General features: G+C 70.2%; 12 protein-coding genes. 10 read left to right on the top strand and 2 right to left on the bottom strand.

What is annotated here, in order from left to right; all coding sequences use genetic code 11:
* The first annotated feature begins 125 nt into the window (after positions 1-125).
* From Acor_RS43680 to Acor_RS36160, 6 genes are all read left to right on the top strand, one after another.
* On the top strand, positions 126-1,532 hold the full coding sequence (locus Acor_RS43680; RefSeq protein WP_155341273.1) for a DUF1996 domain-containing protein: 1,407 nt from the start codon (positions 126-128) through the stop codon (positions 1,530-1,532).
* Positions 1,533-1,600: 68 nt separating this feature from the next.
* Positions 1,601-2,140 carry a DUF305 domain-containing protein gene (locus Acor_RS36140; protein ID WP_155341274.1) on the top strand — a complete coding sequence of 180 codons (540 nt, stop codon included), beginning with the start codon at positions 1,601-1,603 and terminating at the stop codon, positions 2,138-2,140.
* Positions 2,137-3,501, top strand: a complete 1,365-nt coding sequence (locus Acor_RS36145) for a ferredoxin reductase family protein (RefSeq protein WP_155341275.1) — start codon at positions 2,137-2,139, stop codon at positions 3,499-3,501. The genes Acor_RS36140 and Acor_RS36145 overlap by 4 nt, the downstream gene beginning before the upstream one ends.
* Before the next feature lie 252 nt (positions 3,502-3,753).
* Entirely contained in the window at positions 3,754-4,821 is a 1,068-nt protein-coding gene (locus tag Acor_RS36150; RefSeq protein ID WP_422664857.1) for a glycoside hydrolase family 19 protein, read from the top strand.
* A gap of 173 nt (positions 4,822-4,994) precedes the next feature.
* On the top strand, positions 4,995-5,852 hold the full coding sequence (locus Acor_RS36155; RefSeq protein ID WP_218034703.1) for a lytic polysaccharide monooxygenase auxiliary activity family 9 protein: 858 nt from the start codon (positions 4,995-4,997) through the stop codon (positions 5,850-5,852).
* A 72-nt stretch (positions 5,853-5,924) separates the two neighbouring features.
* The gene (locus Acor_RS36160) at positions 5,925-6,458 is read left to right on the top strand and encodes a DUF305 domain-containing protein (protein ID WP_155341277.1); all 534 of its coding nucleotides are present in this window, start codon (positions 5,925-5,927) and stop codon (positions 6,456-6,458) included.
* 1 nt (position 6,459) lies between these two features.
* On the opposite strand, the gene Acor_RS36165 is transcribed toward Acor_RS36160, so the two are convergent.
* Positions 6,460-6,963: a VOC family protein gene (locus Acor_RS36165; RefSeq protein ID WP_155341278.1), complete on the bottom strand. Its 504-nt coding sequence runs from the start codon at positions 6,961-6,963 to the stop codon at positions 6,460-6,462.
* Positions 6,964-7,099: 136 nt separating this feature from the next.
* Between Acor_RS36165 and Acor_RS36170 the strand changes: the two genes are divergently transcribed.
* Positions 7,100-7,312 (top strand): hypothetical protein, encoded by a 213-nt coding sequence (locus tag Acor_RS36170; protein ID WP_155341279.1) that lies wholly within the window; start codon positions 7,100-7,102, stop codon positions 7,310-7,312.
* Between the two features lie 2 nt (positions 7,313-7,314).
* Here Acor_RS36170 and Acor_RS36175 read toward each other — a convergent pair whose 3' ends face one another.
* Positions 7,315-8,517: an ROK family transcriptional regulator gene (locus Acor_RS36175; protein WP_155341280.1), complete on the bottom strand. Its 1,203-nt coding sequence runs from the start codon at positions 8,515-8,517 to the stop codon at positions 7,315-7,317.
* A gap of 117 nt (positions 8,518-8,634) precedes the next feature.
* Here Acor_RS36175 and xylA point away from each other — a divergent pair, with 117 nt between their 5' ends.
* From xylA to Acor_RS36190, 3 genes are all read left to right on the top strand, one after another.
* Complete coding sequence (gene xylA / locus Acor_RS36180) at positions 8,635-9,777, top strand: xylose isomerase (RefSeq protein WP_155341281.1); 1,143 nt, start codon at positions 8,635-8,637, stop codon at positions 9,775-9,777.
* Positions 9,774-11,150 (top strand): xylulokinase, encoded by a 1,377-nt coding sequence (gene xylB / locus Acor_RS36185; RefSeq protein WP_155341282.1) that lies wholly within the window; start codon positions 9,774-9,776, stop codon positions 11,148-11,150. Before xylA ends, xylB begins: the two co-directional genes overlap by 4 nt.
* 141 nt (positions 11,151-11,291) lie before the next feature.
* Positions 11,292-11,894: a DUF998 domain-containing protein gene (locus Acor_RS36190; protein ID WP_174876243.1), complete on the top strand. Its 603-nt coding sequence runs from the start codon at positions 11,292-11,294 to the stop codon at positions 11,892-11,894.
* Positions 11,895-11,906 lie beyond the last annotated feature (12 nt).

Consider the following 11,906-nt stretch of genomic DNA (forward strand, 5'->3'; position numbering starts at 1 on the left):
GCCCAGATAACAAATTTTCGGAATTTTTGTTGTCCGGCGCTCCCGCCGGGGTCTCCCAGTACAAGGGGCGAAGGCCTCATACCCCAACATCCCTCAACTCCCTCGTACAAAGGACCTCATCAGTAATGAGAGAGACCAGTACCAGAGTTTCCCGCCTCGCGCTGGGGGCTGTCCTCGGCGCCTGCCTGATGAACGGGGTCAGCCCGGCCAACGCGGCCGAAGTGCCACTGTCCCAGCAGCGCCTCGTCGCTGCCTCGTCGGCCGAGCGTGGCGACCTCTCGCCCTCGGCGGCGGTGGACGGCAAGACCAGCACGCGCTGGTCCAGCAAGTTCAGCGACCCCCAGTGGCTCCAGGTGGATCTCGGCTCGGTACGGGCGATCAAGAAGATCGTGATCAACTGGGAGCACGCGTACGCCAGCGCGTACACGATCCAGGTCTCTGACGGCAGCGGCGAGTGGGAGACCGTGCGGAGCGCCGCCGGCATCGACGGCGTGCAGACCCTGAACCTCTCCACCAGCGGCCGCTACGTCCGGCTGCACGCCACCAAGCGCGCCACCCAGTGGGGCGTCTCGCTCTGGGAGTTCCAGGTCTTCGGCACCGCGGGGACGACCACCCCCAGCCCGACCCCGAGCCCCAAGCCCAGCGCCACCCCCACCCCGACGAAGCCGGCGACCACCCCGACCCCCACCCCCACCGCGCCCAAGCCGACCCCGACGCCGACCACGTCCAACCCGACGGGTGGCGACCTGCCGCGCGGTCCGGTTCCGCCGGGCGCGGTGCGCGTCGCGGAGTTCGTCGCGGAGTGCCCGTTCACGCACCGCCTGCCCGACGACCCGATCGTGATGCCGGGCCTGCCGGGCGGCTCGCACATGCACAGCTTCATGGGCAACAAGACCACCAACGCCGGCACCAACCTGGGCAGCCTGCTCAAGGGCGGCACCACCTGCGAGCCTGACGTCGACCTGTCCTCCTACTGGGTGCCGACCCTGTACAACGGCGACACTCCGGTCGAGCCCAGCAGCGGCACCTTCTACTACCTGGGCGAAGGCGTACGCGAAGAGCTGGCCGCGCAGACCCGCTCGTTCCCGCTCGGCCTGCGGGTCGTGGCGGGCAACGCCAAGGCCACCGGCGCCGACAGCACGAGCAGCGCGCGCTGGTCCTGCCTGCACGCCGGGCACGTGGGCGCGTCCAAGAACTTCGTGAACTGCCCGGCCGGCACCAAGCTGGAGACCTACCTGGACTTCCCGCACTGCTGGAACGGCAAGGACCTGGACTCGCCCGACCACAAGAGCCACATGTCCTACCCGTCCGGCAACGGCTGCCCGGCGACCCACCCCGTCGTCGTGCCGAAGCTGCGCATGGTGCTCCGCTACACGATCAACGGGGACCCGGCCGCGTTCCGGCTCTCCTCCGGACCCGGATACACGATGCACGGCGACTTCTTCAATGCCTGGCCCGAGGCTGAGCTGGAGCGACGCGTTCGCGACTGCATCCGGCCGAAGGTCAAATGCGGCCCGGACGGAACAGCCTGACCCGTCCGCGTGCGGCGGGACCCGGGCGCCGCCGGGTCTCGCCGCCGGCCTTATCAACAGGGGTGTAGATGAGAGTCGCAGCCATCGGATTGATCACCGCCATGCTGGTGGCGGGCTGCGCGCGGCCGGAAACGCCGCCCGCGGTGGCGGAACCGGTCGCCGCGAGCACGTTCAACGCGACCGACGTCGCCTGGTTGCAGCTGCTCATCCCGATGACCGAGCAGGCCCTGGTGCTGATCGAGTCAGTGCCGGAGCACACCGCGAACCCGCAGGTCATCCAGCTCGCGACGGCGATGAACGGCGAACACCGGGAGCAGCTGACCCGGCTGCGCGCCCTGCTCGGCCGGGCCGGAGTGCCCGAGACCGATATCCACGACGGTCACGACATTCCCGGCATCGTCACTCCGGACGACCTGCTCATCCTCACCAAGACCAGAGACGCCACCTTCGACCGCCTCTTCGCCGAACACGTCGGGGACTACCTCCGGCAGTCCGTCCTGGTGGCCAAGGGCGAGCAGGACTCCGGCGCCGACCGGGAGACCAAGGCCTTCGCGCAGACCATGTCGCAGGCCCGCACCGGCGAACTGACCCGGCTCGGCGCACGATGACCCTCACCGAGCCCAAGATCTCCGCGCCGACGAAGCGAAAGCGCCGCCCGACACCCCCTCGCCCGGTCTTCCCCTGGCAGGCGAACCCCGGTGTCGTGCTGACGCTGATCTCCGTCGGCGCGGTTGCCGCGACCGCCCGGTGCTGGGCAGACCTTTCGTCCGTCGTGGGGGCGGTCGACTGGTTCGCCTGGGCCGGGCGGCTCTCGGGCCTGCTGGCCGGGTACGCGTGCGCCATCCTGCTCGGCCTGATGGCCAGGATGCCCTTCCTCGACCGGGGCGTCGGCACCGACCGGCTGGCCCGCTGGCACGCGCTCGGCGGACGCTGGACGATCATCCTCTCGGTCGCCCACATGGTGTTCGTCGTCGCCGCGCACAGCGCGGAAGCCGGTCTGCTCACCGGCACGGCGCGCCTGCTGACCGACGGCGAGGGCATCTGGGAGGCGACACTCGGGCTGGCCCTGCTGATCGGCGTGGGCGTCGTGTCGGCGCGCGGCATCAGACGGCTGATGCGCTACGAGATCTGGCACTACCTGCATTTCTTCACCTATGTCGCGGTGTTCGCGGCCTTCTCCCACCAGCTCACCGGCCCCGACTTCGCCGGCGGCGGCCTGGCCCGCCTGCTCTGGCTGGCCCTCTACCTGAGCGTCAGCGCGGCCCTGCTCTGGTGCCGCTTCCTCAGCCCGGTACGGCAGGCCCTCCGCCACCGCCTCCGCATCGTCGAGACCCGATGGGAGTCCGCCAGTGTGATCTCGGTCTACCTGTCCGGGACACACCTCGACGACCTGCGCGCGGAACCCGGGCAGTTCTTCCGCTGGCGCTTCCTCGCGCCCGGAATGTGGTGGACGGCGAACCCGTACTCGCTGTCGGCGCCCGTCAACCCGCGCTACCTCCGGATCACCGTCAAGGTCATCGGCGACCACAGCCGCGCGCTCTCCCGGCTACGCCCGGGCACCCGGGTCGTGGCCGAAGGCCCGTACGGCGCGCTCACGGCCGCCCGCAGACGCAACGCCCGAGTCCTGCTGATCGGCGGCGGAGTCGGCATAAGCCCGCTGCGCACACTCTTCGAGACCCTGCCGGGACACCTCACCCTCGTCTACATGGCCCGCCGCGACGAGGACCTCGTGCTGCGCGACGAACTCGACGCCATCGCCGCCCGCCGCGGCGCCACCGTCCTCTACACGGTCGACGAGGCCCGCGTGGTCCCGCTCACCGGCCGGGCACTCCGGGTGCTCGTCCCCGGCCTGGCCGACCACGACGTCTACATCTGCGGCCCGACCGGCATGACCACGGCCGCCAGGAACGCCCTGCGCCGCGCCGGAGTACCGGCCCGCCGGATCCACGTCGAGTGCTTCGACTTCTGAACGACCTATTGACTCAAGGTTCTCTTATGCCTCCCTTGAGCCGCATTTAATGTCACAAACACGTCAAGCCAGCTAACGTACGGAAATCGCAGGCCATCGCCCCTGGCAGCCACGATCTGCCGGTCCCGTCACCTGGGCGATGCGAAAGCACGAAATTTCCGGACTTGACTGGTGCCTTGACCTGCGCAGGGCCGACACCCCGCGCGGCCGACGCCGCCGGAAAGGCGTGATTACGTGACGAGACAACGGATCATGGCGTGGTTCGCCGCCCTGCTGATGGCGGGCGCACTGGCGACGATCCTGCCATCCTCCCCAGCCGCCGCCGCGGCCTGCGCGACGGCCTGGAACTCCTCCTCGATCTACACCGGCGGCATGACGGTCTCCCACAACGGCCGCAACTGGCTGGCCAAGTGGTGGACTCAGAACGAGGCGCCCCCCGGCACCACCGGCGTCTGGGCCGACCAGGGCACCTGCGGCGGCACGAACCCGCCCCCCACCAACCCGCCCCCGAGCGGCTGCAACCACCCGAACTGGCAGGCCGGCACCTGGTACCCGGCGGGCAGCATCGTCCGCTACACCAACGGCCAGTACTACCGCGCCGAGCACGACAACCCGGGCTACGACCCGATCATCAGCACCTGGTACTGGGACCCGTACACCTGCGGCACCACCCCGCCGCCCACCAACCCGCCCCCGACCGGTGGATTCGTGGTCAGCGAAGCCCAGTTCAACCAGATGTTCCCGGGCCGGAACTCCTTCTACACCTACAGCGGCCTGGTGGCGGCGCTCAGCGCGTACCCCGGCTTCGCCAAGACCGGCAGTGACACGGTCCGCCGGCAGGAGGCGGCCGCGTTCCTGGCCAACGTGAGCCACGAGACCGGCGGCCTGGTGCACATCGTCGAGCAGAACACCGCGAACTACCCGCACTACTGCGACGCCGGCCAGCCGTACGGGTGCCCGGCCGGGCAGGCCGCCTACTACGGGCGTGGCCCGATCCAGCTGAGCTGGAACTTCAACTACAAGGCGGCCGGGGACGCGCTCGGCATCAACCTGCTCGCCAACCCCTACCTGGTGCAGAACGACGCCGCCGTGGCGTGGAAGACCGCGCTCTGGTACTGGAACACCCAGAACGGCCCCGGCACGATGACCGCGCACAACGCGATGGTCAACGGCGCGGGCTTCGGGCAGACCATCCGGAGCATCAACGGCAGCCTGGAGTGCGACGGCCGCAACCCCGCCCAGGTCCAGAGCAGGGTGGCCAAGTACCAGAGCTTCGTCCAGATCCTGGGGACGACGCCGGGCGCCAACCTGACCTGCTGAAGTCTCCTCTTGCGCCTTCCTGGGGGCTCATGGATAGTTAATTCTTAGGAAGGTTTCCTTTTAATAGAGCTGAAGCTGGCGGCGTCACCCCGCTCGGCAAAGGCGAACCTTCGTCATCGGGCATTCCCCCCCAATGCCCGCGTACCCGGAAGACCTCCCAAGGAGGAAGTCAGGTGTACTTACGAACTCGGGTGGCGTCCGCCGCCGCCGGTCTGCTGATCGGCTCGATCCTGGTGGTGCTGCCGTCCACGCCGGCCAGCGCCCACGGAACCATGTCCAATCCCCCCAGCCGCGTCTACACGTGCAAGAACGAAGGCCCGGAGAACCCGCAGTCCGCCGCCTGCAAGGCGGCCGTCGCCGCGGGCGGAACCCAGGCGTTCTACGACTGGAACGAGGTCTCCCTGCTGGAGGTCGGCGGCCAGCACCAGGCGTTCGTGCCGAACGGCAAGCTGTGCAGCGCCGGCCGCGACAAGTACCGCGGCCTGGACCTGGCCCGCTCGGACTGGCCGGCGACCTCGTTCTCGGCCGGGCCGCGGACGATCACCTACCACGCGACCGCGCCCCACTCCAACAGCAACTTCTCCTTCTACATCACCCGTAACGGGTGGAACCCCACGATGCCGTTGAACTGGTCGGACCTGGTCCACATCCAGACCTTCAACAACTTCAACCCGACCACGTTCACCAACTGGACGATCAACATCCCGGCGCGGACCGGTCGGCACATCCTGTACTCGATCTGGCAGCGCGTGGTCGGCAGCAACGAGGCCTTCTACACCTGCTCCGACGTGAACTTCGGCGGCAGCAACCCGCCCCCGACGAGCCCGCCTCCGACGACCCCGACCCCCACGCCTCCGCCGCCGAGCCCGACCCCGACCCAGAACCCGGGCGGAACCTGGGCCGCCGGCGTCTTCTACGCCGTCGGCGCGCAGGTCACCTACGGCGGCCTCCGCTACCAGTGCCTCCAGCAGCACACCTCGCTGACCGGCTGGGAGCCGCCGAACGTGCCCGCCCTCTGGCGCAGGCTCTAGAAAAGCAGCTCTGAGATGAGTGGTCCGCGCCCGGGTTCACAACCCGGGCGCGGTCCCGCTTGGGAGGAAAGCATGAGGCGGTACGTCCTGCTCGCGGCCCTACTCCTCACGGGCTGCGGCGCGATCGACACCCCGCCGGCCGTGAACGCGTCCGACGTGATGTTCCTGCAGATGATGGTGGCCCACAACCAGCAAGGCGTCAGCCTCGCCAAACTCGCCGAAGGCCGCGAGGTCCGCCCCGAAGTGCGCACCCTCGCCGCCGCGATCGGCTCCACCCAGAGCACCGAGGTCCAGCGGATGTCCGGCTGGCTGATCGAATGGGACCAGCCGCTCACCGCCGCGCCGGACGAGCACGCGCACCACGGCGGCATGCCCCAGACCAGCAAGGCCGAACTCGCCCGCCTCCGCAAAACCCCCGACGCCGAGTTCGAGCGCCGCCTGCTCAACACGATGATCGCCCACCAGGACGACGCCATCCAGTTGGCCCGCTATGAGACCGGCGGCGGCGCCAACCCCGGCGCGCTGGAGCTGGCCCGCCAGATCGACATCTCCCGGACGGCCCAGATCACCTACATGCTCGACCTGCTGAAGGCCCCGCCGCCGTAGGTCAGACCGACACCCCGACGCCGCCTCGGGTCTCCGCGCCGAAGCGGGCCTTCTCGCGGGCGATGTCGAGGGGCCTGATGCTGGTCTTGGCCTTGATGACGTCCTCGCTGAGCAGGCTGAGCGGGACCAGCCAGGACACCTCGAACTCCAGGCCGTCGGGGTCCTTGGCGTACAGGGCCTTGGTGGTGGAGTGGTCGGAGGCGCCGACCAGGGCGCCCAGTTCGGTGAGCTTGGCGGCGACGCGTTCGAGTTCGGACAGGGTGTCGACCTCCCAGGCCAGGTGGTAGAGGCCGACCGAGGTGCGGCCCGCGCCGGAGGCGGCGGCGTCGGGGCCGATCTGGAACAGGCCCAGGTCGTGGTCGTTGCTGGAGCCCTCGGCCTGGAGGAAGGCCGCGCCGGGCATCCCCATGACCACCCGGAACCCGAGGGCCTCCTGGTAGAAGGCGACGCTGCGGTCGACGTCACGCACGTAGAGCACGGCGTGGTTCAGGCGCTGGACTGGCATGTTCCCTCCCAGGAATCTTCTCGGTTCTCTTCAGCGAAATCCCCCGGCGAAGTTGTTCCCGCCCCGGCGGGGGCGGCGATCCCGGAAACTGTCGGTGGCACGGCGTACGGTGGCGGGCGGACCAGAGGGGGACAAGATGATCTTTGACCGGGTGTCGCACGAGCGCGAGGCCAACCGGCTGCTTTTCCGGATCGTCCATCACGTGGCCAGGCAGCATGCCGGGCGTCCGCTGGACGAGATCGTCACCGTCCTCCAGCGCGACCTCCCGCCCGCGCCCACGCTGGCCGAGGAGGAGATCCGCCGGATCGCCGAGCAGATCAGCGTCGGCCGGGATCCGTCGGGGTTCTGACCTCACGGCTGAAGCGGCTGAAGCGGCTGTGACGGCTGAAGCGGCTGGAACAGCGCGGCCGGGTCGGCGATCACGCGTTCGATCACCTGGCCCGCCGCGCCGAGCGCCGCCGCCTCGAAGCCGAGGCGGGACACCACGATCGGCGGCACCGACAGCCGCATCTGGCCGAGCCTGGACTGCAGGGTCTCGGTGACGATGCCGTCGATCCACGGGAACAGCGGGGCGAACACGCCGCCCAGCACGATCGTGTCCGGGTCGACCAGGTTGACCGTGGAGGAGAGCGCGACGCCGAGCGCCCAGCCGGCCTGCCGGCAGGCGGCCACCGCTTCGGGGTCCTGGTCCTTCACCCGGGACACCAGCGTCATCAGGCCGACGGAGCCGGCCTGACCGGTGGAGCGGAGCAGGGCGTCCTGGCCCGCGTACTGTTCGAGGCAGCCCTGGCCGCCGCACCGGCAGGGCGGGCCGTCGGGCGCGACCACGACGTGCCCGAGTTCCCCGGCGAAGCCGCGCGCCCCCCGGAACAGCGAGCCCGCGACGACCAGGCCGGCGCCGATGCCGATCTCGCCGGAGACGTAGAGGAAGTCGGTCGGCCCCGAGCCGAACCAGAGCTCGCCCAAAGCGGCCAGATTGGCCTCGTTCTCGACGTGCAGGGGGAGCCCGAGGTCGAGCAGGGAGAGCACCGGAACGTCCCGCCAGCCGAGGTTGGGGGCGTTGTGGACGACGCCGCTCCCGAGGTCCACGGGACCGGGCACGGCCAGTGCTCCGCCGACGATCCGCAGACCGTTACCCACAGCTTCATCCACAGCCGAAAGGGCCAGATCCCTCAGCCTGGCGATGACATCCACAGGCTGTGCGGAACGGTTATCCACAGCCTGTGTACGACGGAGTCGTACCGACCGGGAGAGATCGACCACCCGGACCGCCAGATAGTCGACATTGATCTCCAGGCCGAGCGCGGCCACCCGATCCCCCCGGATCCGCACCTCGACCCCCGGCCGGCCCCGCTCGCCGCCGCGCACCGCCCCGGTCTCCACCACCAGGCCGGTCTCGATCAGGTCCGCCACCAGCTTGGACACCGTGGTCTTGGTCAGTCCGGTCACCTCGGCCAGGGCCGCCCTGGTCAGCGAGCCGCGCGCGCTGACCTCTCCGAGCACCAATGCCAGGTTGCCGGCCCGCATCGCATCGTGCCGTACGGCCTGGGCCATCCACCCCTCCGCGCACCTGTGAGAAAACTGATTGGTGAAATCCTAGACATGAACCCTTGACCCACGCCCAGCGACCGCCGATATTTAGTCCACAACGTAGACTAATTGGAGGCGCCAATGTACACCCCCACTCCCGAGGACCGCTTCACGTTCGGGCTGTGGACGGTCGGATGGCAGGCTCGGGACCCGTTCGGCGACGCGACCCGCGCCGCGCTCGACCCGGTGGAGAGCGTGCACCGGCTCGCTGAGCTGGGCGCTTACGGCGTCACGTTCCACGACGACGATCTCCTCGCGGTCGAGTCCGACCGCACCAAGGCGATCGAGAGCTTCAAGAAGGCCCTCGCCGAGACCGGCTTGAAAGTCCCGATGGCCACCACCAACCTGTTCACCCACCCGGTGTTCAAGGACGGCGGCTTCACCAGCAACGACCGCGAGGTCCGGCGGTACGCGATCCGCAAGGTCATCCGCAACATCGACCTGGCGGCCGAGCTCGGCGCCAAGACCTACGTCTGCTGGGGCGGCAGGGAAGGCTCCGAGTCCGGCGCGGCCAAGGACGTGCAGGCGGCCATGGCCCGCTACAAGGAAGGCCTGGACCTGCTCTGCGAGTACGTGATCGACAAGGGCTACGACATCAGGTTCGCCCTGGAGCCCAAGCCGAACGAGCCGCGCGGCGACATCCTGCTGCCGACCATCGGTCACGCGCTCGCGCTCATCAACGAGCTGGAGCACCCGGAGATGGTGGGCCTCAACCCGGAGGTCGGCCACGAGCAGATGGCCGGGCTCAACTTCGCGCACGGCATCGCCCAGGCGCTCTGGCACGGCAAGCTCTTCCACCTTGACCTCAACGGCCAGCACGGCACCCGCTACGACCAGGACCTGGTGTTCGGGCACGGTGACGTGAAGGACGCGTTCTTCCTGGTGGACCTGCTGGAGAACGGCGGCTACGACGGCCCCCGGCACTTCGACTACAAGCCGCTGCGCACCGACGACGCCTCGGACGTCTGGGTGTCGGCCGCCGCCAACATGCGGACGTACCTGATCCTCAGGGACAAGGTCGCGGCCTTCAACGCCGACCCCGAGGTGCAGGCGGCGAAGGCGGCCAGCCTGGTCCCCGACCTGGCGCTGCCCACGCTCGGCGCGGGCGAGAGCATCGACCAGCTGCTGGCCGACGAGCGGGACCCGGAGGAGCTGGCCAAGCGCGGCTTCCACTTCACCCACCTCAACCAGCTCGCGCTTGAGCACCTGCTGGGGGTGCGATGACCGCAGACCCCGTGTTGGTGGCGGGGATCGACTCCTCGACCCAGAGCTGCAAGGTGATGATCAGGGAGGCGGCCACCGGCGTGCTGGTCCGCGAGGGCCGGGCGTCCCATCCGGACGGCACCGAGGTGCACCCCGATCACTGGTGGACCGCGCTCCAGCGGGCGCTGACGCAGGCCGGCGGTCTCGACGACGTCGCCGCGGTGTCGGTGGCCGGGCAGCAGCACGGCATGGTCTGCCTGGACGCCGACGGCGAGGTCGTCAGGCCCGCCCTGCTCTGGAACGACACCCGTTCCGCCCAGGCGGCGCGGGATCTGATCGAGGAGCTGGGCGGCCCGGAGAAGTGGTCGGAGGCGGTCGGCAGCGTCCCGGTCGCCTCGTTCACGGTCACCAAGCTCCGCTGGCTGGCCGAGCACGAGCCGGAGAACGCCAAGCGGGTCGCCAGGGTCTGCCTTCCGCACGACTGGCTGACCTGGCGGCTGGCCGGCCGTCCTGAGGTGATCACCACCGATCGTGGGGACGCCTCGGGGACCGGCTACTGGTCGCCGACCACCGGGACGTACCGGACCGATCTGCTCGCGCTGGCGCTGGGTTCCAGCCCGGGGCTGCCGCGGGTGCTCGGGCCGGCGGAGCGGGCCGGGCAGACGCCCGGCGGCGCGCTGCTCGCGCCCGGCACCGGCGACAACATGGCGGCCGCGCTCGGTGTGGGCGCGCAGCCCGGCGACGTGGTGGTCTCCATTGGCACCTCCGGTACGGCTTTCGCGGTCGCCGACCGCGCGGCGAACGACCCGTCCGGGGGGGTCGCCGGTTTCGCGGACGCCACCGGCCGGTTCCTGCCGCTGGTGGCCACGCTGAACGCGGCCAGGGTGCTGGACGCCGCGGGCAGGATGCTCGGCGTCGGTCCGGACGAGTTGAGCGCGCTGGCCCTGTCGGCTCCGCCGGGGGCCGACGGGCTGGTGCTGGTGCCGTACCTGGAAGGGGAGCGCACGCCGAACCGGCCGGACGCGACCGGTTCCGTGCACGGGCTGCGGCTGGCCAACGCGACGCCCGCGCATCTGGCGCGGGCGGCCGTGGAGGGCATGCTGTGCGGGCTGGCCGACGCGCTGGACGCGCTCGGGATCGCGCCGAACCGGGTGCTGCTGATCGGCGGCGGCGCGCGCTCCGAGGCGGTCCGGCGGATCGCGCCGAGCGTGTTCGGCTGCCCGGTCCAGGTGCCGCCGCCGGGCGAGTACGTGGCCGACGGCGCGGCCCGGCAGGCGGCCTGGCTGGTCGCGGGAACGCCGGAGGCGCCGGAGTGGACCGCGGGGGAGGCGGTCGGTTACGAGGCCGACCCGACCCCCGGTCTGCGTGATCGGTATCACGCGGCAACTGGCTGACCTGGGATGTTCGCGGTGGGGTGTGGTTTGCCCCACCGCGGACCCTGATGCGACCCTGATGCCGCCTCGGGGGTGGGCATCAGGGGCATATCGGTATTTAGCCCGATGGTAAGTAAAGGTGTCATCCATCAGGCTTGAAGCATGGTCAAGAGGTTCGCTCCCCTGGTCGCCTGCGCGGGCGTGGTCACCGCGCTGGCCGCGCTCGTGCCGGATCGCATCGATCCGCTGAACACGAGCATCGGCGCCGCGCTGGAGCACGGCGGCGCCACCCAGCTGGCGCTGGCCGCGCTGGGGCTGGCGGCCTTCGCGCTGTGGGCCGGGCTGCGGGCGCAGCGGGCGCCGGTGGGCGGCTGGCCGGAGCGGCTGATCCTGGTGTGGGGCGTGGCGATGGTCGCGGCCCCGGTGCTGCCGGAGATGGTGTGGCGGCTGGTGGTCTTCACCACACTGCCCGCCGCGGCGGCGCAGCTGGTCGGCCGGTTCGCCGACGACGAGCGGTGGCGGGTGGTGGCCCGGCCGGTGGAGTGGCTGGCGCTGACCGCCGGGCTCGGGCTGGCCGCGCTCACCTATGTCGCGCTGCCGGGCGAAGGCGTCATGATCGGCTTGGTGGAGCGGTCGCTGCTGGGCGTCGAGGTTGCCATGTTGGCGGTGCTGGCCGCCCGCCTCACCCACCTCAGCTGGGCACATCTGTTTACGAATTTGCCGAGTCCGACATTTCGTAACATGTCCTTAACTAGATCCAAATAGCAAGCAGCAAAC

It is taken from the genome of Acrocarpospora corrugata, from assembly GCF_009687845.1.
Taxonomy (GTDB): Bacteria; Actinomycetota; Actinomycetes; order Streptosporangiales; family Streptosporangiaceae; genus Acrocarpospora; species Acrocarpospora corrugata.

Coding starts and splice junctions, on each gene's coding strand:
- Acor_RS36145 (WP_155341275.1), top strand. CDS start 2,137: ATGACCCTCACCGAGCCCAAGATCTCCGCGCCGACGAAGCGAAAGCGC.
- Acor_RS36165 (WP_155341278.1), bottom strand. CDS start 6,963: ATGCCAGTCCAGCGCCTGAACCACGCCGTGCTCTACGTGCGTGACGTC.
- xylB (WP_155341282.1), top strand. CDS start 9,774: ATGACCGCAGACCCCGTGTTGGTGGCGGGGATCGACTCCTCGACCCAG.
- xylA (WP_155341281.1), top strand. CDS start 8,635: ATGTACACCCCCACTCCCGAGGACCGCTTCACGTTCGGGCTGTGGACG.
- Acor_RS36140 (WP_155341274.1), top strand. CDS start 1,601: ATGAGAGTCGCAGCCATCGGATTGATCACCGCCATGCTGGTGGCGGGC.
- Acor_RS43680 (WP_155341273.1), top strand. CDS start 126: ATGAGAGAGACCAGTACCAGAGTTTCCCGCCTCGCGCTGGGGGCTGTC.
- Acor_RS36160 (WP_155341277.1), top strand. CDS start 5,925: ATGAGGCGGTACGTCCTGCTCGCGGCCCTACTCCTCACGGGCTGCGGC.
- Acor_RS36190 (WP_174876243.1), top strand. CDS start 11,292: ATGGTCAAGAGGTTCGCTCCCCTGGTCGCCTGCGCGGGCGTGGTCACC.
- Acor_RS36170 (WP_155341279.1), top strand. CDS start 7,100: ATGATCTTTGACCGGGTGTCGCACGAGCGCGAGGCCAACCGGCTGCTT.
- Acor_RS36175 (WP_155341280.1), bottom strand. CDS start 8,517: ATGGCCCAGGCCGTACGGCACGATGCGATGCGGGCCGGCAACCTGGCA.
- Acor_RS36150 (WP_422664857.1), top strand. CDS start 3,754: ATGGCGTGGTTCGCCGCCCTGCTGATGGCGGGCGCACTGGCGACGATC.